This is a genomic window from Pseudomonas brenneri (assembly GCF_007858285.1).
Taxonomy (GTDB): Bacteria; Pseudomonadota; Gammaproteobacteria; order Pseudomonadales; family Pseudomonadaceae; genus Aquipseudomonas; species Aquipseudomonas brenneri.
In genome coordinates this window covers 1-19,883 of the sequence record NZ_VFIL01000021.1, presented here as the reverse complement: position 1 = coordinate 19,883, position 19,883 = coordinate 1, and the positions used below count along the sequence as shown (strand labels likewise).

At 60.8% G+C, this 19,883-nt stretch carries 18 protein-coding genes and 1 pseudogene; 9 read left to right on the top strand and 10 right to left on the bottom strand.

The annotated features are described in order from the left end of the window. Window positions 1-19: 19 nt before the first annotated feature. The 3 genes from FJD34_RS27515 to FJD34_RS27505 form a co-directional block, all read right to left on the bottom strand. Window positions 20-2,053, bottom strand: coding sequence for a c-type cytochrome (locus tag FJD34_RS27515; protein ID WP_090293045.1), 2,034 nt, complete (start codon window positions 2,051-2,053; stop codon window positions 20-22). Window positions 2,054-2,219: 166 nt separating this feature from the next. Next, entirely contained in the window at window positions 2,220-3,827 is a 1,608-nt protein-coding gene (locus FJD34_RS27510; protein WP_090293043.1) for a 5-guanidino-2-oxopentanoate decarboxylase, read from the bottom strand. A gap of 118 nt (window positions 3,828-3,945) precedes the next feature. Then, window positions 3,946-4,830 carry a LysR substrate-binding domain-containing protein gene (locus FJD34_RS27505; protein WP_032857614.1) on the bottom strand — a complete coding sequence of 295 codons (885 nt, stop codon included), beginning with the start codon at window positions 4,828-4,830 and terminating at the stop codon, window positions 3,946-3,948. A 305-nt stretch (window positions 4,831-5,135) separates the two neighbouring features. Between FJD34_RS27505 and FJD34_RS27495 the strand changes: the two genes are divergently transcribed. The 8 genes from FJD34_RS27495 to FJD34_RS27460 all read left to right on the top strand — a co-directional run bounded on the left by FJD34_RS27495 (window position 5,136) and on the right by FJD34_RS27460 (window position 12,927). After that, window positions 5,136-5,918 carry an ABC transporter ATP-binding protein gene (locus tag FJD34_RS27495; RefSeq protein ID WP_029300232.1) on the top strand — a complete coding sequence of 261 codons (783 nt, stop codon included), beginning with the start codon at window positions 5,136-5,138 and terminating at the stop codon, window positions 5,916-5,918. A 47-nt stretch (window positions 5,919-5,965) separates the two neighbouring features. Continuing rightward, window positions 5,966-6,739 (top strand): transporter substrate-binding domain-containing protein, encoded by a 774-nt coding sequence (locus FJD34_RS27490; RefSeq protein ID WP_032857617.1) that lies wholly within the window; start codon window positions 5,966-5,968, stop codon window positions 6,737-6,739. 18 nt (window positions 6,740-6,757) lie between these two features. Next, window positions 6,758-7,471, top strand: a complete 714-nt coding sequence (locus FJD34_RS27485) for an ABC transporter permease (RefSeq protein ID WP_090293042.1) — start codon at window positions 6,758-6,760, stop codon at window positions 7,469-7,471. A gap of 12 nt (window positions 7,472-7,483) precedes the next feature. Then, the gene (locus FJD34_RS27480; RefSeq protein WP_032857620.1) at window positions 7,484-8,173 is read left to right on the top strand and encodes an ABC transporter permease; all 690 of its coding nucleotides are present in this window, start codon (window positions 7,484-7,486) and stop codon (window positions 8,171-8,173) included. Window positions 8,174-8,194: 21 nt separating this feature from the next. After that, window positions 8,195-9,376 (top strand): pyridoxal phosphate-dependent aminotransferase, encoded by a 1,182-nt coding sequence (locus FJD34_RS27475; protein WP_032857621.1) that lies wholly within the window; start codon window positions 8,195-8,197, stop codon window positions 9,374-9,376. 87 nt (window positions 9,377-9,463) lie between these two features. Continuing rightward, the gene (locus tag FJD34_RS27470) at window positions 9,464-11,200 is read left to right on the top strand and encodes an amidohydrolase (protein ID WP_032857623.1); all 1,737 of its coding nucleotides are present in this window, start codon (window positions 9,464-9,466) and stop codon (window positions 11,198-11,200) included. Then, window positions 11,197-12,114 (top strand): CobW family GTP-binding protein, encoded by a 918-nt coding sequence (locus FJD34_RS27465; protein WP_090293039.1) that lies wholly within the window; start codon window positions 11,197-11,199, stop codon window positions 12,112-12,114. The genes FJD34_RS27470 and FJD34_RS27465 overlap by 4 nt, the downstream gene beginning before the upstream one ends. Window positions 12,115-12,222: 108 nt before the next feature. Further along, window positions 12,223-12,927 carry a hypothetical protein gene (locus tag FJD34_RS27460; protein ID WP_065944270.1) on the top strand — a complete coding sequence of 235 codons (705 nt, stop codon included), beginning with the start codon at window positions 12,223-12,225 and terminating at the stop codon, window positions 12,925-12,927. 525 nt (window positions 12,928-13,452) lie between these two features. On the opposite strand, the gene cyoE is transcribed toward FJD34_RS27460, so the two are convergent. The 5 genes from cyoE to cyoA are packed head-to-tail and all read right to left on the bottom strand — an operon-like array spanning window position 13,453 to window position 18,274. Further along, a complete protein-coding gene (cyoE, locus tag FJD34_RS27455; RefSeq protein WP_029300217.1) occupies window positions 13,453-14,340 on the bottom strand; it encodes a heme o synthase in 888 nt (295 codons plus the stop codon). 11 nt (window positions 14,341-14,351) lie between these two features. Beyond that, the gene (gene cyoD, locus FJD34_RS27450; protein ID WP_032857627.1) at window positions 14,352-14,687 is read right to left on the bottom strand and encodes a cytochrome o ubiquinol oxidase subunit IV; all 336 of its coding nucleotides are present in this window, start codon (window positions 14,685-14,687) and stop codon (window positions 14,352-14,354) included. Next, on the bottom strand, window positions 14,687-15,310 hold the full coding sequence (gene cyoC / locus FJD34_RS27445; RefSeq protein ID WP_029300213.1) for a cytochrome o ubiquinol oxidase subunit III: 624 nt from the start codon (window positions 15,308-15,310) through the stop codon (window positions 14,687-14,689). Before cyoC ends, cyoD begins: the two co-directional genes overlap by 1 nt. Before the next feature lie 3 nt (window positions 15,311-15,313). Beyond that, window positions 15,314-17,332, bottom strand: a complete 2,019-nt coding sequence (cyoB, locus tag FJD34_RS27440) for a cytochrome o ubiquinol oxidase subunit I (protein ID WP_032857630.1) — start codon at window positions 17,330-17,332, stop codon at window positions 15,314-15,316. 3 nt (window positions 17,333-17,335) lie between these two features. After that, a complete protein-coding gene (gene cyoA, locus FJD34_RS27435; protein WP_032857631.1) occupies window positions 17,336-18,274 on the bottom strand; it encodes a ubiquinol oxidase subunit II in 939 nt (312 codons plus the stop codon). Window positions 18,275-18,301: 27 nt separating this feature from the next. On the opposite strand from cyoA, the pseudogene FJD34_RS28745 reads away from it, so the two are divergent. Next, window positions 18,302-18,516 (top strand): annotated as a pseudogene (locus FJD34_RS28745) (hypothetical protein). 553 nt (window positions 18,517-19,069) lie between these two features. Here the strand turns inward: FJD34_RS28745 and FJD34_RS27425 are convergent. Next, on the bottom strand, window positions 19,070-19,576 hold the full coding sequence (locus FJD34_RS27425) for a disulfide bond formation protein B (protein WP_032857633.1): 507 nt from the start codon (window positions 19,574-19,576) through the stop codon (window positions 19,070-19,072). Between the two features lie 208 nt (window positions 19,577-19,784). Next, window positions 19,785-19,883 (bottom strand): IS3 family transposase (locus tag FJD34_RS27420; RefSeq protein WP_146552254.1); only part of this gene is annotated, 99 nt, incomplete at its 5' end.

Here is a 19,883-nt window from a genome sequence, read left to right as displayed (position 1 = left end):
GGCTCCTACAGGGCGGGGGTCAGTAGCGTGCATCCACCGGCTTACCGCCGTTCGGCCAGTCCTTCACCTTGTCCGGGAAGTCCGGGCGTGGTTTTTGCGAGAAGTAGGCGGCAACGTCCACCGCTTCCTGGTCCGACAAGCCGCCCTGGCCCAGCGGGAACTTCTCGTGGAAACCGATCGGCATGTTGCGTTTGACGAACGCAGCAGCCGTGTAGGTGCGGGCCATGCCGGCGCCGATGTTGAAGGACTGTTCGCCCCACAGCGGCGGGTACACCAGGGTGCCGTCAGCACGGGCCAGGCCCTCGCCATCATTGCCGTGGCACACCGCGCATTGCTTGGCGTAGACCTGCTCGCCATTGGCCATGTCCGGCTTGATGGCCGGGTCGATCTTGCCGACGCCACGGCCGGGGACTTTGTCCTCGGGCTTGGTGTTGTTTTTCATCCAGTCGAAGTACGCCACCATCGCCTGCATGTCCGCCGATTGTGGCGGCACTGGTTTGCCATTCATCGAACGGCGGAAGCAACCGTTGATGCGCTCTTCCAGGCTCACCACCTTGCCAGCACGCGGGGCGTAGCTGGGGAAGAACGCCGAGACGCCCACAAACGGCGAGCCATCGGCCACGGTGCCGGCGTTGAGATGGCAACTGGTGCAGTTCAGCGAGTTGCCGACGTTATCAGGCAGCAGTTCCTTGGTTTGCAGGTGCAAGCGCATGCCGCGCACCACTTGATCGGTATTCGACGCCGCCAGCAGGTTGGCCAGGCGCGGCGTTTCGAAGGCCGAGGAATCAGTGCTGACCGGGTTGAGCTGGTCACGCATTTTCTTCACCTGGGCGGTGCTAATCGGCGAGCCCTCGTTGCCCCAGCGCGTGCGCACAAAGGTGAGGATTTCCGCCACTTCGTTGTTCCCCAGGCGTGCAAAGCCCGGCATGGTGTAGACCCGTGGATGGGCTGCGGTCTCGGCGGTTTCCCAACCGGTAAGGGTGATGTGCAGCAACGAGGTCGGGTTGCTGGCAACCACGCCGGCGTTGCCGGCCAATGCCGGGAACAGCCCTTTCACACCTGCGCCGTCGCTGCGGTGGCAATCGCTGCAGAACTGCATATAACCCAGGCCGCCACGGCTGGTGAACAAGTCCTTGGGCAACTCGGCAGGACCTTTGGCGACAGCCGGCATTGGCAGGTCGTCCTTGCCCGGTGGCAGGGATTTGAGATACGTCGCAATGGCCGTCAGGTCGGCATCCGTGAAGTGCTGGGTACTGTGACGGATCACGTCCACCATGTTGCCCGACACCGTGGCAAAACGGTTCTGCCCGGTCTTGAGCAGTTGCACGGTGTCTTGCACCGTCCATAGGTTGCGCAGGCTCAAGGCACGCCAGTGTTCGACGGTTTCCCCGCCCAGGTAGTGCTCGCCGCCACTGCCGGCGTCGCTCATGGCTTTTTCCTGGAAGGCGATCCCGCGCGGGGTGTGACACGAACCGCAATGGCCGAGGCCCTGGACCAGATAGGCGCCACGGTTGAGCACTGCATCGCGGGCCGGGTCGGCCTGGAACGGTTGTTTGTCGAGGAACATGAAGTTCCACAACGCCAGGCCCCAGCGCTGGTTGAATGGGAAGCCCATGTCGGCTTCGAGGTTGGCCTGGCTGACCGGTTTGACCTCATGCATCAGGTAGGCGAACAAGGCACGCATGTCCTCTTCGCTCATCTTCGCGTAGGACGGATACGGCATGGCCGGGTAAAGGTTCATACCGGCCGGCGTGACACCTTCGCGCATCACGCGGTCGAACTGTTCAAAGGTGTAGGCACCCATCCCGGTCTCGCGGTCCGGGGTGATGTTGCTGGAATAGATGGTGCCCATGGGCGTGCTCAGTTCCAGGCCGCCGGCCATCTGTGGGCCTTGCTTGGCGGTGTGGCAGGCGATGCAGTCACCGAGCTGGGCCACGTATTTGCCCTGGGCGATCAGTTCGGTATCCGGTTTGACGGGTTCGTTGGCGTGCAGGGGAAGCGCCAGACACAGCGTCGCCCCCATCAAGGCCAGACGTGACAGAGAAAGGGCCATCGCATTATTCCTTTAATCACCTGGCCTGGGGGTTGGCCCCTGGGTACAGGTTTATTTACGTTTTTATGAGGTCATCAGGCGGATAACCGGGGCTTTGTAAGCCCCGGTTTTGTTGTAGCGGATTTTCAGAGGTGGCCCGTTGATATGGATCAGGGCCGGGGGAGGTTCAGGCGTTTTGCAGGTATTGCGCGGCGTCGAGTTCAATCATCACCGGTTGGCGAATGTCACCCAGGGTGTGCAGCAAGGCGTGCAAGTCCCGCGGTGTGTCGACCCGATGGTGGGCGACATGGAAACTGCGGGCCATGGCGGCAAAATCCGGGGTCATGATATCCACGCCCAGCGGGGCGATTTCACGGGCCTGCATATAGTCACGGATCTCGCCGTAGCACTGGTTGTTCCACACCACCAGGATCACGCCGACGCCTGCCTCACGGGCCGCGATCAATTCGTTGCTGGCAAACTGCAAGCCGCCATCGCCGACCAGCGCCACCACCGGTCGCTCGGGCTTGGCCAGCTTGGAGCCGATAGCGGCCGGCAACCCGTAGCCGAGGGTGCCGTAGCCAGTGCCGGCGTTGAACCAACTGTTGGCCGCCGGCGCCTGGTAACCCACCGCGCCCTGGTACACCGGCTGGGTCGAGTCACCGACGATCAGCGGGGCGACCAGGCTGTCGCGCAGCAGGTCCAGCAGACCTTGCAGACCTTGTTGCTTGGCAGTCCAGCTCTCGCGCTCCAGACGGTTGACCCGCTGTACGCTGTCCAGTGCCCAACGCCCGCTCGGAGCGGGTGGGTTGACTGCATCCAGCAGCGCCTGCAACCCTTCGCGGGCGTCGCCCACCAGCCCGACATGGGCGCGCTGCACGCCCATGACTTGCATGGGGTCGATGTCCAGGCGAATCAGCGGCGCCTTGAATTTCAGTGGTCCGAGGCCGAAGAAGTCGTAGTCGGTTTCCCCCAGCTCCGTACCCACGGCGAGGATCACATCGGCTTCGTCAAACAACGAGCGGCCATGGCGCGACGACTGCACACCGTCCAGCAACAACGGGTGCCCCATCGGCAACAAGCCACGGGCATTGGTGGTCAGGGCCACCGGCGCTTGCAGGCGCTCGGCCAGTTGCTGCAACACCTCGGCACAATCGCGGGCACCACCACCGGCGAGGATCAGCGGCCGCCGTGCTTCATTGAGCAGCTTCAGCGCTGCCCCCAGCGAAGCCGGGGCCGGGGCCGGTGCGCCTGGCAGGCTGCGGGGCATCAGGTTGAGATCGATGGCCGGCATGTCGAGCACATCCAGAGGAATTTCCAGATGCACCGGGCGCGGGCGCGCACATTTGAACACGGCGAAAGCGCGGGCCAGCAGCTCGGGCAATTGCTCAGGCGATTGCAACGTGTGGCTGAACGCACACACCCCCGCGACCATCGCGCGCTGATCGGGCAACTCGTGCAAATGCCCGTGGCCCAGGCGCAGATGCTCACGGCGGTTGGTGGTGGAAATCACCAGCATCGGCACCGAGTCGGCATAAGCCTGGCCCATCGCGGTAAGAATATTGGTCATGCCCGGGCCGGTAATGATGAAACAGACGCCCGGCTTGCCGCTGGCGCGGGCATAACCGTCGGCCATAAAGCCGGCGCCCTGTTCATGGCGCGGGCTGATATGGCGCAGGCGGCTGCCATGCAGGCCGCGATAGAGCTCGACGGTATGCACGCCGGGGATACCGAAGACGGTATCTACCCCATAACCTTCCAGCAGGCGAACCAGGGACTGGGCGCAGGTGGTCATTGCTCATTTCCTTCTTATTGTTCTGTGTCGATTGGCCAGACCTTAGGCGGCACTCCGAGGGCGGACAAGCAAAAATTTTACCGGCCATTGGCAAAAAAAATTCACGGATTGCCTGAAACTAAAGCCCGCCGCCCAACTGCGACTTCACCCACTCACCAAACGCCTGCACCACCGGGCGCTCGACTTTCTGATGATCGGCCACCAGGTAATAACCGCGATTGGATTCGATCTCGGTTTCGAACGGCCGCACCAGCAAGCCCCTGGCCAGGGCCTCGCCACTGATCAAGTTGTCGCCCATGGCGATGCCTTGGCTGGCGATGCACGCCGACTGCACAAAATGCGCATCGGCAAACACGATGCCGCGCTGCACATCGACATTCGGCGCCCCGGCGGCGGCCAGCCACACGCGCCAGTCGGAGTAGTCGATCATGTGCAGCAACGGCGCGCCCGCCAGGTGTTCCGGGGTCTTCAGGCCGCCCATGGTGTTGACCAGGCGCGGGCTGCACACCGGAAAATAACGCAGCGAAACGATCTTCTGCACATGCTGGTTGGGCCAGTCGCCCATACCGTAGGCAATAAACAGGTCGGCGCCGTGGTCGCTGGTGTCATCTGGCGTGCGCGGTGAAATCAGGTGCAATTCGACCTGTGGATAAAGCGCCTGGAAGTCGGCGATATGGGTACACAACCAATAAGTGGCAAACCCCGCCGGGCTGCTGATACACAGGCGCCCGCTGACCTGCTGGCCATCGAACCGCTGCCCGGCCTCAAGGATATTGGCCAGCAGCCCATGGATATCACGGGCATAGCGCTCGCCCTGCCAGGTGATGCGGATATTGCGCCCGGTGCGCTCGGTCAGGGCAAAACCCAGGGTCTGCTCCAGGCTCTTGATCTGGTGGCTGATGGCACTGGGGGTGAGGTTCAGCTCGGTGGCAGCCTCGGACACGCTGCCCAGCCGGGCCACCGCGTCCAGCGCCCGCAAGGCGGTCATGGAGGGGTAACGCATGGGTGTTCACCTGCTCAAAGTTACCCGCACCATAGCCGTAATCGACCGTCAGACATAGCCACTCGTAAAGCGGACAGTTGAATTAAATTTCAAGATCGACGGAAAAATGCTCGATTGACCTCAAATGGCCAGTGGCTATTCTCGATCTTCAGCACGGCACTCCCAAACTTGCCGGCGCGGGTAGTCAACGATGACGTGGGCACGCTGGATAAACGTGGTGTTCTTGCGTTTTTCGCTGGCAAGCCAGCTCCTACAGGGGGCGGTGTCCAGGTTGATCAATTTACAAAAATAAAGAGGGATAACCCTTGAACCCAGTCACCCCGGTGGTCGCCATTGATGCTCTGCACAAGAGCTACGCCGCGCACCATGTTCTCAAAGGCATTTCCCTGCGCGCCAACGAAGGCGATGTGGTGTCGTTGATCGGTTCCAGCGGCTCGGGCAAAAGCACCCTGCTGCGTTGCATCAACCTGTTGGAAATCCCGTGCAGCGGCAGCCTGCGCATCAACGGCGAAGAAGTGCGCCTGAAAAAGGACCGCGCCGGCAACCCGCTGATTGCCGACCCGGATCAAGTCGCTCGTCTGCGCACGCAACTGGGCATGGTGTTCCAGAGCTTCAACCTGTGGCCCCACCGCACCGTGCTGGAAAATGTCATCGAAGCACCGGTCTATGTGCTGGGTGAAGACCGCAAGGACGCCATCGCCCACGCCGAACACCTGCTGGAAAAAGTCGGCCTGGCCAGCAAGCGCGATGCCTTCCCCGCCTTCCTGTCCGGCGGCCAGCAACAGCGCGTGGCCATCGCCCGCGCCCTGGCCATGCGCCCGCGCGTCTTGCTGATGGATGAGCCCACCTCGGCCCTCGACCCGGAACTGGTCGGCGAAGTACTGAAGGTGATCCAGGGCATCGCCGAAGAAGGCCGCACCATGATCCTCGTCACCCACGAAATGGCGTTTGCCCGCGACGTATCGAGCAAAGTCATGTTTCTACACCAAGGATTGGTTGAAGAAGAAGGCACGCCACAGCAAGTCTTCCAGAACCCCACCAGCGAGCGTTGCCGCCAGTTCGTCATGGCCCAGGACAATCGCGTTTGAACTGCCGCTTCCATCCTTCAAAACAATAACTTCGAAAGGGTCAAGCCATGCACAACTCTCTGAAATCCCTCGCCGCCGGCTGCGTGCTCGCCGTGCTGTCCCACAGTGCCGTTGCCGCCGACAAAATCGTCTTCGGCATCGCCCTGGAACCCTACCCGCCATTCTCCGAAAAAGCCGGCAATGGCGCCTGGAGCGGTTTCGAGCCGGACCTGATCAAGGCCCTGTGCGAGCGCATGCAGGCCCAATGCCCGCTCAAGGAAGTGTCCTGGGACGGCTTGATTCCCGCCCTGCAATCGAGCCAGATCGACGTGATCCTCAACTCCCTGAGCATCACCGAGGAGCGCGAAAAGGTCATCGACTTCACCGCGCCTTACTACCAGACCCCGGCCATGTGGGTCGCCGACAAGAGCCTGGAGCTGGTCACCACGCCCGAGGGCCTCAAAGGCAAGCTGATCGGCGTGCAGGGCTCGACCTCCAACGCCACCTACCTCAAGGCCTACTACGCCAAGGGTTCGACCTTGCGCTACTACAACACCCAGGACGACATGACCGCCGACCTGCAAAGCGGGCGGATCGACGTGATGCTGGCCGACGCCCTGACCATCGAACCGATCTTCAAGTCCGCCGCCGGCAGCGGCCTGGCCGACAAGGGCCTGGCGCCGAAAGACCCGCTGTTCGGGTCGGGCATCGGGGCCGCCGTGCGCAAGGGTGACACCCCGTTGCGCGAGCAGCTCAACACGGCGCTGGCGGCAATCAAGGCCGATGGCACCTACGACAAAATTCGCAGCCGCTATTTCAGCGTCGATATTTCCGCGCAATAACGTCCAACGGAAAGCGCCATGATTTCTTTGTCCGAACTCACCCAGCTGTTCGTCGCCGACGGCTGGCTCAACGCCCTGCTCCAAGGGGCGGTGGTGACCTTGCAGATCTCCGCCGGGGCTTTTGTGCTGGGCCTGGGCATCGGCCTGCTGGTGGCCATGATCAAACTCAAGGGCCCGCGCTGGCTGGTACGCCTGGCCAACCTCTACACCACGCTGTACCGCGCGGTGCCGGAGTTGCTGCTGATTTTGCTGCTGTATTACGCCGGCACCGACCTGCTGAACATGGCGATGGCGGCGATGGGCCGCGACAGCGTGACCGTCAACGGCTTTATCGCTGCGGTGCTGGTGTTGGGCATCGTCCAGGGCGCCTATTCGGCGGAAATCATTCGTGGCGCGATCCAGGCCATTCCCGTCGGCCAACTGGAAGCCGCGCGGGCCTTTGGCATCGAGCGCTGGCTGCTGGTGCGCCGGGTGCTGCTGCCGTGCATGCTGCCGTTTGCCATGGCCGGCCTGTCGAACCTGTGGCTGGTGTTGGTCAAGGACAGCGCGTTGATCAGCATCGTCGGCTACAGCGAGTTGCTCTCGGTGGGCAAGCAGGCTGCCGGCTCTACCAAGCATTACCTGGTGTTCTACCTGGCAGTGGCAGCGGTGTATTTCATCATCACCCTGGTTTCCAACGGCGCCTTCCGGGTGTTCGAACGCCGGATCAACCGCTGGATGCCGCAGCACTAAGGAGCGCAGCTGATGGACTTTTCATGGATCAACAGTTTTGCCAACGAGCTGCTGCACGGCCTGGGTATCACCCTGAAGTTGCTGGCCTTGTCCGGGGTGTTCGGCTTCTTGCTGGCGGTGCTGGTGGCGTTGGGGCGCTTGTCGTCCAACCCACTGATCAGTGCGCCGCTGCGCGCCTACACCGCGGTATTCCGGGGCACGCCGCTACTGGTGCAGATCTACATCCTGTACTACGGCGTGGGCAGTGTGTTTGCCAGTTACCCGCTGATTCGCGGCAGTTTTCTCTGGCCGTACCTGCGTGAAGGTTTCTGGTACGTGGCCCTGGCCCTGATTCTGTGTGTCGGCGCCTATGTCGGCGAAGTGCTGCGCGGCGCGCTGCGGGCCGTGCCACGGGGCGAACTCGAAGCTGCGCGGGCCTTTGGCATGAAGCGCCTGATGGTGCTGCGCCGGGTCTGGCTGCCACGGGCCCTGGAGCTGGTGAAGCCGACATTGGTCGGCGAGACCGTGTTGCTGCTCAAGGCCACCGCGCTGGCCTCCACCGTGGCCGTCACCGACTTGCTCGGCGCCGCCAACCTGGTGCGGGCGCAGACGCTGCGGGTGTACGAACCCCTGCTGGCCGTGGCGGTGATCTACATTGTCCTGGCGTTCGTGATCGAACACGTCTTCTCGCGCTGGGGCAAAGTCCCGCAGCGCCAGGCTTGAATCAATTTTAGGAGAACAAGGATGCGTTATTCACCGTTTGTCGAGCGCATTAGTGGCGAGTCCGTCAGCGCCTGGGATATTCACTACGCGGCCGTCGAAGCCCGTGGTCGTGGCGAAGATGTGATTGTGTTGAGCGTGGGCGATCCAGACTTCGCCACCGCCAGCGCCATTTGCGAAACCGCCGTCGACGCCCTGCGCGCCGGCGACACTCACTACACCCACGTCCTCGGCCGACCGGCCCTGCGCGAAGCGATTGCCGCCAAGCAAAGCCGCCTGCAAGGGATTGCCGTACACGCCAATAACGTGGCCCTGGTGGCCGGCGCGCAAAACGGCCTGTTCGCCACCTCGCTGTGCCTGTTCAGCCAGGGCGACGAAGTGCTGGTGCCGGAACCGATGTACCTGACGTACGAAGCGTGCATCCACGCTTCCGGTGCACGCATCGCAACCATCGAGCAACCGGCGGCCAACGGTTTTCGCCTGACCCGCGCGGCGCTGGAAAAAGCCATTACCGCCAAGACCCGGGGCATTGCCCTGGCCACGCCGTGTAACCCCACCGGCAATGTCTACAGCCGCGAAGAGCTGGAGCTGGTGGCCGAAGTCGCCCGTGAGCATGACCTGTGGGTGATTTCCGATGAGGTCTACGGGCAAATCACGTACGACCAGCCACACCTGAGCATCGCCTCGCTGCCGGGCATGGCCGAGCGTACCGTGGTGCTCAACAGCCTATCGAAAACCCACGCCATGACCGGCTGGCGCGTGGGTTGGGTAGTAGCGCCAACCGCATTGGTGGGCCACCTGGATAACCTGCTGCTGTGCATGCTCTATGGCTTGCCCGGGTTTATCCAGGAAGCGGCGGTCAAGGCCCTGGAACTGGATGACGAAGTGGTCAGCGATGCGCGCACGGTGTATCGCCGTCGGCGTGACCTGGTGGTAGCGGGCCTCGGTGGTATTACCGACCTCGATTGCCGGGTGCCGCAAGCCGGGATGTTCATGCTGGTAGACGTGCGCCGCACGGGGCTGTCGAGCATGGACTTTGCCTGGCAACTGTTCCGTGCCACCGGCGTCTCGGTACTCGATGCCCAGGCGTTTGGCGCCAGTGCCGAGGGCTTTGTGCGCATCTCCTTTACCGTCGCCGACGACACCCTCAAAGACGCCTGCCAGCGCATTGCCGGGTTTGTCGAGGGCCTGAGAGCCAACCGCTGATTATGTGAACACTGGGATTGATGTGGGAGCTGGCTTGCCTGCTCCCACATTTGATCTTTGTTCGTCTTGAATATTGAGGTTTCCCCCGTGACCGCTTCCGACCAATTCACTTCCACCCACTCCGTTGTCGGCGAGCACGCTGACCTGGTGCTGCACAACGGCCGCCTCTACACCCTCGACCCGGCCCAGCCGTGGGCCGAAGCGGTGGCGATTCGCGGGGGACGTTTTATCGCGGTGGGCACGTTCGCCGACCTGCAACACCTGATCGGCCCGCAGACCCGCCAACATGATCTGCAAGGTGCATTTTGCATGCCCGGCCTGCACGACATGCACACCCACCCCGACCTCGCCCTGGCCCCGCGCTACAGCGATGACCTGGATGTGGGTATCGAAGACCCCACCCCCGAACAACTGGCGGCGGCGATCCACGCCTATGCCGACGCCCACCCCGGTGATGGCTGGATCTACGGCCAATATTGGGTGCGCTACACCTTCCGCGAAGATGGCCTGACCCCAGGTCGCGAATGGCTCGACAGCATCATGCCCGACCGCCCGGTGGCGCTGCTGGACCGGATGTGGGGCACCATGATGGTCAACTCCAAGGCCCTGCAACTGGCCGGCATCGACCGCCACACCGCCGACCCGCGCAACGGCTATATGGAGCGCGACGAACTCAGCGGCGAGCCCAACGGCCTGCTGATCGACGGCGCCTACGCACTGATCCATGCAGCCATGCCGCCGACCCCGGTGGCAGTGCTGCGCCGGGCCTATCGCGACGGCGTGCATTTCCAGAGTTCGCGCGGTGTCACCGCGACCAAGTACGTACACGTCTGCGAACGGCGCCTGGACGCCCTCAAGGAACTGGACGACGCCGGCGAATTGAGCGTACGTGTAGAAGCGGCGATCAGTTGGCAGGACGATATCTTCCCAGTGCGCCGGCGCTGGGAACTGCTCGGCGGCGAACGTCACTACTATCGCAGCGCGCGGCTGAATGCCAACGCGGTGAAATTCCACTTCGACGGCACCGTGGAGCCCAAGTCTTCGTACCTGATGACCCCATGGGCAGCGGATTCCACCTGGCGCGGCAAGCTCAACCTGACCCCGGAACACATCACCGACATGGTGGTAGACATGGACCGTCGCGGCCTGCGGGTGATCGCCCACTGCACCGGCGACGGCGCCTCCGATGTATTCCTCGATGCGGTGGCCGAGGCGCGGCGGGTCAATGGCGACAGCGGCATCCGGCACCAGTGCGCCCACAGCACGCTGCTGCATCCGGGCAACCTCAAGCGCTTCAAGGCGCTGAATGTGATCGCCGAGTTTTCCCCGGCGGCCTGGTACCCGACACCGTTTGCCAGCGGCGCCCGTTCCGGTTATGGCGCCGAGCGCCTCAAGCGCATCTATGATTTCAAAGGCGTACTGGCCGAAGGCGGCCTGGCGGTGATGGGCACCGATTGGCCGGTGGCCTCGATTGACCCATGGCTGGCCCTGGAAACCATGGTCACCCGGCAGAACCCGTGGAACCAGGAACCGGACTGCTTCGGCGAACCGATCACCCTGGAGCAGGCACTGCAAGTGGCGACCCTCAACGGCGCCCACGCCATGGGCCTGGAGCATTCCACCGGCAGCCTGGAAGTGGGCAAGTGCGCCGACCTGATCGTGATCGACCGCGACCTGTTCGCCCAGCCGGCGCGCAACTACATCCACCAGACCCAGGTGCTGCTGACCTTTGTCGATGGCCGTCCGGTCTACGACCGTCTCAACGCGTTTGCAGATACGGCGTTGCAAGCCGTGTGGCAAGGCCTGCCGCCGGTGATCGAATGAATAACGACAGCATTGCCGTCACGCTGGTCTCGGGCTTTCTCGGCGCAGGCAAGACCACCCTGCTCAACCGCATCGCGCAGCAGCCGCAACACGGACGGATGGCGGTGATCGTCAATGACTTTGGCGAGCTGAATATCGATGCGGCAATCATCGCCGAAGTCACCGATGCGGTATTCAGCCTGCAGAACGGCTGCATCTGCTGCACGGTGCAGGAGGATCTGCTGGCGCAACTGGTGAGCCTGAGCCAGCTGCACCCACGCCTGGATCGCATCGTGATCGAATGCAGCGGTGTCTCCGACCCGCAGCGCATTGTGCAGACCCTGGGTTATCCACAGCTCAAGGCGCACCTGCACCTGGATACCGTGATCACCCTGGTGGACGCCAGCGGTTATAGCCACCTGGAAGGCGAGTTCGCCCGGCTGTCCCGCGCCCAGGTGGCCTGCGCCGACCTGGTGCTGCTGAACAAGGCCGATCTGGTCAGCGCCGCCGAACTGCAAAGCCTGCGTGCAACTATCGGCGCGCGCACGCGGGTGATCAGCACCGTTCAGGCGCAGATCCCCGACACCCTGCTGCTGGGCGAACGCAGCCCGCGCAACGGCTTCACTCCCGTGCCCGCGCCGCACCATGAATTGTTTGAAAGCTGGACCTGGCAAGGCACCCAGGCCCTACCGGCCAAGACCCTGCGCGATTGGCTGGGGCAACTGCCCAAGGACGTGTTCCGCCTAAAAGGCCTGGTGCATTTGCAGGGCAACGAGCAACCGTTCTGGCTACAACACGTGGGCAATCGCAGCCAGTTCACCCTGGCCAGCGGCGAACATGCGCAGAACTCGGCGCAACTGGTGTTTATCGCCCGACGCGGCAGTGGCTTGCGGGCAGCGCTGGAAGCGCAACTGCAGGAGATGCAGGGCCTGTAGACGCGGATGACGATGAAGGCAGAGTGCCGCCTTGACCTTGCTACCCTGGCCCTTGAAAATGCCCGACGCTTTTTTCGTCTCCCCGCTTACAGAAGTAGTGAAATTTCAATGTCCGATTCCCGCACCGAAGAATCCGTAGTCACCTTGCAATCCAAAGCTGAATACGAAAACGCCATCAATCTTTCACAGCATGTGCCAGCGGCCAAGAACATCAGTGAAATGGTGCTGGACGCCTTCCATACCTCCAAGGAAAGCGACCAGATCCGCGAATTGCGCATCGCCATCCGCCAGGCCCACGACGCCTTTGACGATGACCAGGCCTACGACCTGATGGGCCAGCTCAAGCAGCTCAAGGACGCCGAAGCCGCCGACAACGCCGCCCTCGAAGACTTGAGCAGCAAGTTCTCGATCAGCCGCATCCTTTCCAGCTTCAAGGACGACCCAGAGTTCCAGGAACTGGTCTACGGCCTGGCCCTCAAGGTGCTGAACCAGACCCACCAGGCCATCAGCAATCCGAGCGCCGGCAAAGGCAAGGCTGCACGGGCGAAGAAGGAAGTGGAAGTGTTTGTGATCAGCAAGGATGGCATCAGCGTCACCCTGCCCTTGCGCACACCGCGCTCCAAACTCAATGTTGACCGCGAGGCGCTGGAATTCCTCGGTTTCAGCTTTGTGGGTGAAGGCGATGAGGCCGAGCTTGAGAGCGAGACCTTTGTGGATAACGCCGGTGCCGAGCAGCCGTTGACGCGCAAGAGCATCGTTACCGCGTTGCAGCAGCAGACGGCGTTTGACGGTTACAGCATCGCCCAGCAATAAGCCCTACCCCACCTCTAAATGTGGGAGCGGGCTTGCTCGCGAATGCGCAGTGTCAGTCACTTTATTTGCTGATTGATACACCGCTTTCGCGAGCAAGCCCGCTCCCACAGGTAAGCAGCTCCGCGCTCTGGTTTTGCTGTTGCTCTGCTTTTGATCTTGATCTTGATCTTGCCTTTGATCTTAGGCGCCCCGTTAAACCACGATGGCCGCAGGCAGGTATTGCGCAGTGGGCACCCCGGCATGGATGCCGGGGTAGCCGCGACACGGCCATGGATGGCCGATCGCGGCGGGCCCACGGAGCAATGCCTGACTGTGGGCATGCCGAGCCTAGGCGAGGCACCGAGTGGTGGGGCGAGGACCTTTTGGTTACTTTTGGGTCCCTCCAAAAGTGACCCGCTGTAAGAGCGGAACCAATAGCCGCCGTGACCGCAAAAATGGATATGTACTCATACCAAACCATCCCCAACACCCCACAAAAAAGCCCCGCTCTTCTCTCGAAGGCGGGGCTTTTCATTGCATCCCAACTCAGTGGGCGTAAGTCAGCAGCAACTCTTTCGGCACCTGGAAATCCAGGGACATCATCACGCTCAAGGCGGTGATGGTGAAGATCGAGAAGACGAACAACTTGCGCGCCCAGACGGTGTCATCCACCGCCTTGTAGCCAGTCCAGGCCATGTACAACCAGTACATGCCCATGGCTGCGGCCACGGCGAGGTAGCTCATGCCGGCGTAGCCACTGAAGGTCAACATCAAGGTCGCCACAAGGAAGGCCAGGATGTAGAGCAGGATGTGTTTCTTCGCCACCTGGATGCCACGCTTGACCGGCAGTACCGGAATCGAAGCCGCCAGGTAGTCGTTGAAACGGAAGATCGCAATGGCGTAAGAGTGCGGCATCTGCCACAGGCTGAACATCACCAGTAGCACCAGCGCAGCCATGTCGAAGCTATTGGTCACAGCCACATAACCAATCACCGGCGGCATCGCCCCCGACAGACTGCCCACCAGCGTGCCGTGAACCGACTTGCGCTTGAGGTACAGGCTGTAGAGGCCGACGTAGATGACAAAACCGATCACGGCAAACAACGCCGCCAGCGGGTTGGCCACCGTGTACAGCAACGCAACGCCGGCAACACCGAGGACGGTCGCGAAAATCAGTGCCAGTTTCAGGGAGATGAGGCCCTGGACCAGCACGCGATTCTTGGTGCGCTCCATCTTGATATCGATGTCACGGTCAATGCAGTTGTTGAACACGCAACCGGACGCCACAACAAGGGAAGTGCCGATCATTGCCGCCAGGAAGATGGCCAGATCGACATGCCCCTTGGAGGCCAGGAAGAAACCGCCTGCCACAGAAAGCACGTTACCGAAAATGATCCCCGGTTTGGTGATTTGGATAAAGTGCTTAAGCGACATCGGGTCTTACCTCACTTCGCCATCATGTAGGTGTGGATGCTGAACATGATCCACAACGACAGGCCAACCAGCAGCACGATCACAATGGCCGTGAACACAAACGCAACCACGTTGTTGCGCTGGGCCTGGGAGCGATCCAGGTGCAGGAAGTAATACAGGTGAACAACCACCTGGATCACCGCGAACAACAGCACGATGGCCAGTGTCGTGGCCTTCGGCAAGGTTGGGTACATCACCAGGCCGAACGGGATGACAGTCAGGATCACCGACAGGATGAAGCCAATGGCGTACGACTTTACGCTGCCGTGGCTCGCATCATGGCTGTCATGGGAGTGTGCGTTAGCCATTACAGAGTCCCCATCAAGTAGACAACGGTGAAGACGCAGATCCAGACCACGTCCAGGAAGTGCCAGAACAGGCTCAGGCAGCTCAGGCGGGTCTTGTTGGTCGACGTCAGGCCATGCTTGTTGACCTGGTACATCATGATCGCCATCCAGATCAGACCGGCGGTTACGTGCAGACCGTGGGTACCGACCAGGGTGAAGAACGCCGACAGGAAGCCGCTGCGGCTAGGGCCGTAGCCTTCGGAGATCAGCAGGTGGAACTCGTTGATCTCCATGGCGATAAAGCCGAGGCCGAGCAGGAAGGTCAGGCCCAGCCACTTCAGCACGCCTGCCTTGTTGCCACGGAAGAACGCCAGCATGGCGAAGCCGTAGGTGATCGAACTGAACAGCAGCAAGGCGGTTTCGCCCAGTACGTAATTCAACTCGAAGATGTCGTGGCCCGACGGGCCACCCGCAACGTTGTTTACCAGTACCGCGTACACCGCGAAGATCGACGCAAACAGGATGCAGTCGGTCATCAGGTAGAGCCAGAAACCGTAGACGGTCATCTCGCCCGCGTCGTGGTGGTCATCGTGCCCATGGTCATCGACATGGGCGTGTCCAGCATTGGTCACTAAGTTCGACATGGTTTAAGCCTGTTCCAACGAGGTTTCAACACGGTTGGCCGGAATCTTCTTCTCGGCAACCAGGCGAGCGTGCTGCTCGGCTTCGATGCGTTCGATCACGTCGACCGGCACCATGTAGCCTTGATCATCACGAGCCGCGTGGATCACGAAATAGATCACGGTGCCAGCCAGGCTAGCGATGGCCAGCCACCAGATGTGCCAGATCATCGCGAAACCGAATACCGTCAACAGCGCGCCCATCACCACGCCAGTGGCGGTGTTGTTCGGCATGTGGATCGGCGAGTAGCGCACAGGTCGCTGGTACGCAGTACCGTTTTCCTTGGCTTCGGTGAACGGATCGATCGTCTCGGCCTTAGGCAGCACGGCAAAGTTGTAGAACGGCGGTGGCGACGAGGTCGACCATTCCAGGGTGTGTGCATTCCATGGGTCGCCGGAGTCGCAGGCGTTCTGCTTGCGGTCACGGATACTCACGTACAGCTGGATCAACTGGCAGGCGATACCCACAGCGATCATCACCGCACCGAACATGGCGACGTACAGGTACGGCACCCACTCAGGGTTGGTGCTGGCGTTCAGACGACGGGTCATGCCCATGAAGCCCAGTGCATAGAGCGGCATGAACGCGACGAAGAAGCCGGTGATCCAGAACCAGAATGCAGCCTTGCCCCAGCCTTCGTGCAGCTTGAAGCCGAACGCTTTCGGGAAGTAGAAGCTGAAACCTGCGATGTAGCCGAATACCGCACCGCCGATGATCACGTTGTGGAAGTGAGCGATCACGAACAGGCTGTTGTGCAGTACGAAGTCAGCACCCGGGATGGCCAGCAGTACGCCGGTCATGCCGCCGATAGCGAAGGTCACCATAAAGCCCAGGGTCCACAGAACCTGGCTGGTGAAGCGCAGACGGCCGTGGTAGATGGTGAACAGCCAGTTGAATAGCTTCACCCCCGTCGGGATCGAAATCAGCATCGTCGCCAGGCCGAAGAAGGCGTTGACGCTGGCCCCCGAACCCATGGTGAAGAAGTGGTGCAGCCAGACCATGAAGCCCAGTACAGAGATCGCGCCCGATGCGTAGACCATCGAGTGGTGACCGAACAGGCGCTTGCCGGTAAAGGTCGAGATCACTTCGGAGAAGATACCGAACGCTGGCAGGATCAGGATGTACACCTCAGGGTGACCCCATGCCCAGAACAGGTTCACGTACATCATTGGATTGCCACCAAGTTCATTGGTGAAAATGTGGAAATCCATGTAACGGTCAAGCGTCAGCAGTGCCAGGGTAGCGGTCAGGATCGGGAACGAAGCCACGATCAGGACGTTGGCCCAGGTGCAGGTCCAGGTGAAGATCGGCATGTCCATCAGTTTCATGCCTGGGGTACGCATTTTCAGCACGGTGGCCAGGAAGTTGACCCCCGTCAGTGTCGTACCCAACCCGGATAGCTGTAGCGCCCAGATGTAGTAATCCATCCCCACGCCCGGACTGTATTGCAGCCCCGACAACGGCGGATAGGCAACCCAACCGGTCTTGGCGAATTCGCCGACGCCCAGGGACAGGTTGATCAGCACGACGCCGGAAACCAGCAGCCAGAAGCTCAGGGAGTTGAGGAACGGGAACGCAACGTCACGCGCACCGATCTGCAGCGGCACTGCCAGGTTCATCAGGCCGGTGAAGAAAGGCATCGCCATGAAGATGATCATGATCACACCGTGGGCGGTGAAGATCTGGTCATAGTGTTCAGGCGGCAAGTAGCCAGGCGAACCCTCGGTGGCCATGGCCAACTGGGTCCGCATCATGATGGCGTCGGCAAAACCACGCAGCAGCATGACCATGGCGACGATGATGTACATCACGCCGATTTTCTTGTGGTCGACCGACGTCAACCACTCGGTCCACAGGTAGGTCCACTTCTTGAAGTAGGTGATTGCCGCAAACAGCCCCAGACCACCCAGCGCGATCATGGCGATGGTCACCATCACGATCGGCTCGTGGAACGGCACCGCTTCCCAACTTAATTTACCAAACATCGTTTACTCCTCTGCCCCGGCAGCTGAATGCGAATTTGCGTCCGTCCCTTCCACAGCAGCCACTTCTTTCTTCTCGTGCTTGACCGGCTTGCCTGGCTTCATCGCTTCATACTTATCGATGATTTTGTCAAACAGGTCCGGCGTGTACGAGGAGTACAGCTCTACAGGGTTGTTCTGGCTTGGCTTGGCAAGGGCTTCGTATTCAGCTTTTTCCAGCTGTTTTGGTGAGCTCTTGGCTTCTTGTACCCAGGCATTGAAATCTTCCTGAGTGGTGGCGATTGCTTTGAATTTCATACCGGTAAAGCCCGCGCCACTGTAGTTGGCGGAGATACCGTCGAGCTCGGCGTTCTGGTTGGCAATCAGGTGCAGCTTGGTCTGCATGCCCGCCATTGCGTAGATCTGGCCACCCAGGCCCGGAATGAAGAACGAATTCATCACCGAGTCAGAAGTCACTTTGAAGTTGATCGGGGTGTTAGCCGGGAACACGATCTTGTTGACGGTGGCGATCCCTTGCTCGGGATAGATGAACAGCCACTTCCAGTCCAGCGCGACCACTTCGATAGTGATTGGCGGCACGTCGGATTCCAGCGGACGGTAAGGGTCCAGCTCGTGGGTCGACTTATAGGTGATGTAACCCAGGGCGATGATGATGAGTACAGGTACCAGCCACACCGCGATCTCGATCTTGGTGGAGTGCGACCACTTCGGCGCGTAGGTCGCCTTGGTGTTGGACGCGCGGTATTTCCAGGCGAACGCGAAGGTCATCACGATCACCGGCACCACGACCAACAGCATCAGCAGCGTAGCGGTGATGATCAGGTTACGTTGCTCCACGCCGACCTGACCCACAGGGTCGAGCAGCGTCCAGTTGCAGCCTCCCAGCAATAACATGCCGAAAAGCGGCACTATGCCTAGTAATCGGGTGTACCTGTTTTTACTCATCTCACGACCTCTAAAGCAGCTTGCGCAATGCAGTTGGGTTTTGATCGCCAACACTTCACCCTGCCAAGGGTTGGCATTTCTCTTCGATTGAATAAGGGCCTGCCCGGCGCTTCATGCGCTGATCGACACGTCCAGGTCTGGCGGTGAATTCTTATTCGATTTCGTTGGTCAAAGGCCTTGTTACAGACCAATTCCATTTGGTGCGGATAGTTGAAAGGCTGCCGGCACCTGGGGTCGCATGAAGCAATGTTTTCGCCTCTCGACCGCCCTATTTGCTCAGGGTTGAGCAGCACCGGACATTCAGTGCGGGCGATTGTAGTTAGCTAGCGATGTATAAACCATGACTTATAAAGAAATTATTTTTATCGATTACAGCAATAATCCTGCGCCATTGTTGCAAAGGTCCGGGATCGTATCGCGTTTGATTCTCAACAAAAACCACAAAAAATGCCGTGCTATTGCCCATTTTGTCGCATTCAGCGCCCTCTCCTGCCCCCCGTAAACCCTAGGCAAGCCCGCTAAAAACAAGGCATTCACAGCTCACTGGAAGTTCTGTACCGCACGCCGTGCGCGGGGTCGGCCTGGATGGAAAGTGACAGGCAAAAACGCCTGGTCAACGGCTGATCAAGCATCGGGGCACGGGGTGGGAAACGTCCTGCGGCGCCTTCAGTGTGACAACGTGTCGCACGTTGCGCGCTGCCATTCTTGTCCAGCGTCACGGTCCTTTCACAAAATGCCCGCACACAAAAACGCCCCGGCCTGCATCAGCAGGGCCGGGGCGTTTTGTAGGACGATTTAAGCGCTGTGCTTGCGGTTACGGTAAATGCCCAGGGGCACCAGGATCACCGTCAACACGAACGCCACCAGCGCCCATTGAGCCAGGGACAAGCCCAGGACCGGCGGGTACGGCGTGCTGCAGAAACCGTCGACCTGGAAGCCCAGCGGGAAGATCTTCGCCAGGGGCAGGTCATCGACAATCGGTTGCAACACGTCGATACCGCAACTGATGGCCGGATAGAACTGGGTATACACATGGTGCCCGGCGGCAGCGACACCCCCCAGGGCACTGAGCACCACCAGCACTTCAAAGACCGTGACACTGCGTTGGGTGCGCATCGCCGCGCCGATAAAGGCAAAGAGCGCAATCAGCAACAAGGCATAGCGCTGCAGGATGCACAGTGGGCATGGCGCTTCGCCCAACACTATTTGCATATAGAGCGCGCCACCGATCAGCGCCAGGCAGATGATCCCCAACAACACCAGGAAGCGCCGTTCACGCCCTAACCGCATTTCGTCAATCATCCCCGTTTCCCTTTGCCTAATGATGGTTGTGCCAATGGCCGCAAGTTTACACACAGGAGGTGAAAATTTAGCAGTAGGCAGCGGGAGGGTAGGCAAAATGGGTTAACGGCGCATTAATGTGGTGGTCTTTCGGGCCTCTTCGCGAGCAAGTCGAATCGTCGCACCGCCGCTCCCACATTTTGGACTGCCCCCGAAAAGTTGGACAGTTTCAGCTAGCAGCCTCAGCAGCATGAGTCCTGTATTTCACAGGGCTCATGCCATTGAGCTTTAGCTTGATGCGGTCATGGTTGTAGTAGTGGATGTACTC

Excerpts from the sequence above, each read along its gene's own strand:
- FJD34_RS27475 (WP_032857621.1), top strand. The coding sequence starts at position 8,195 with ATGCGTTATTCACCGTTTGTCGAGCGCATTAGTGGCGAGTCCGTCAGC.
- FJD34_RS27460 (WP_065944270.1), top strand. The coding sequence starts at position 12,223 with ATGTCCGATTCCCGCACCGAAGAATCCGTAGTCACCTTGCAATCCAAA.
- cyoB (WP_032857630.1), bottom strand. The coding sequence starts at position 17,332 with ATGTTTGGTAAATTAAGTTGGGAAGCGGTGCCGTTCCACGAGCCGATC.
- cyoC (WP_029300213.1), bottom strand. The coding sequence starts at position 15,310 with ATGTCGAACTTAGTGACCAATGCTGGACACGCCCATGTCGATGACCAT.
- FJD34_RS27425 (WP_032857633.1), bottom strand. The coding sequence starts at position 19,576 with ATGATTGACGAAATGCGGTTAGGGCGTGAACGGCGCTTCCTGGTGTTG.
- FJD34_RS27465 (WP_090293039.1), top strand. The coding sequence starts at position 11,197 with ATGAATAACGACAGCATTGCCGTCACGCTGGTCTCGGGCTTTCTCGGC.
- cyoD (WP_032857627.1), bottom strand. The coding sequence starts at position 14,687 with ATGGCTAACGCACACTCCCATGACAGCCATGATGCGAGCCACGGCAGC.
- cyoA (WP_032857631.1), bottom strand. The coding sequence starts at position 18,274 with ATGAGTAAAAACAGGTACACCCGATTACTAGGCATAGTGCCGCTTTTC.
- FJD34_RS27485 (WP_090293042.1), top strand. The coding sequence starts at position 6,758 with ATGATTTCTTTGTCCGAACTCACCCAGCTGTTCGTCGCCGACGGCTGG.
- cyoE (WP_029300217.1), bottom strand. The coding sequence starts at position 14,340 with ATGTCGCTTAAGCACTTTATCCAAATCACCAAACCGGGGATCATTTTC.
- FJD34_RS27480 (WP_032857620.1), top strand. The coding sequence starts at position 7,484 with ATGGACTTTTCATGGATCAACAGTTTTGCCAACGAGCTGCTGCACGGC.
- FJD34_RS27490 (WP_032857617.1), top strand. The coding sequence starts at position 5,966 with ATGCACAACTCTCTGAAATCCCTCGCCGCCGGCTGCGTGCTCGCCGTG.
- FJD34_RS27510 (WP_090293043.1), bottom strand. The coding sequence starts at position 3,827 with ATGACCACCTGCGCCCAGTCCCTGGTTCGCCTGCTGGAAGGTTATGGG.
- FJD34_RS27515 (WP_090293045.1), bottom strand. The coding sequence starts at position 2,053 with ATGGCCCTTTCTCTGTCACGTCTGGCCTTGATGGGGGCGACGCTGTGT.
- FJD34_RS27505 (WP_032857614.1), bottom strand. The coding sequence starts at position 4,830 with ATGCGTTACCCCTCCATGACCGCCTTGCGGGCGCTGGACGCGGTGGCC.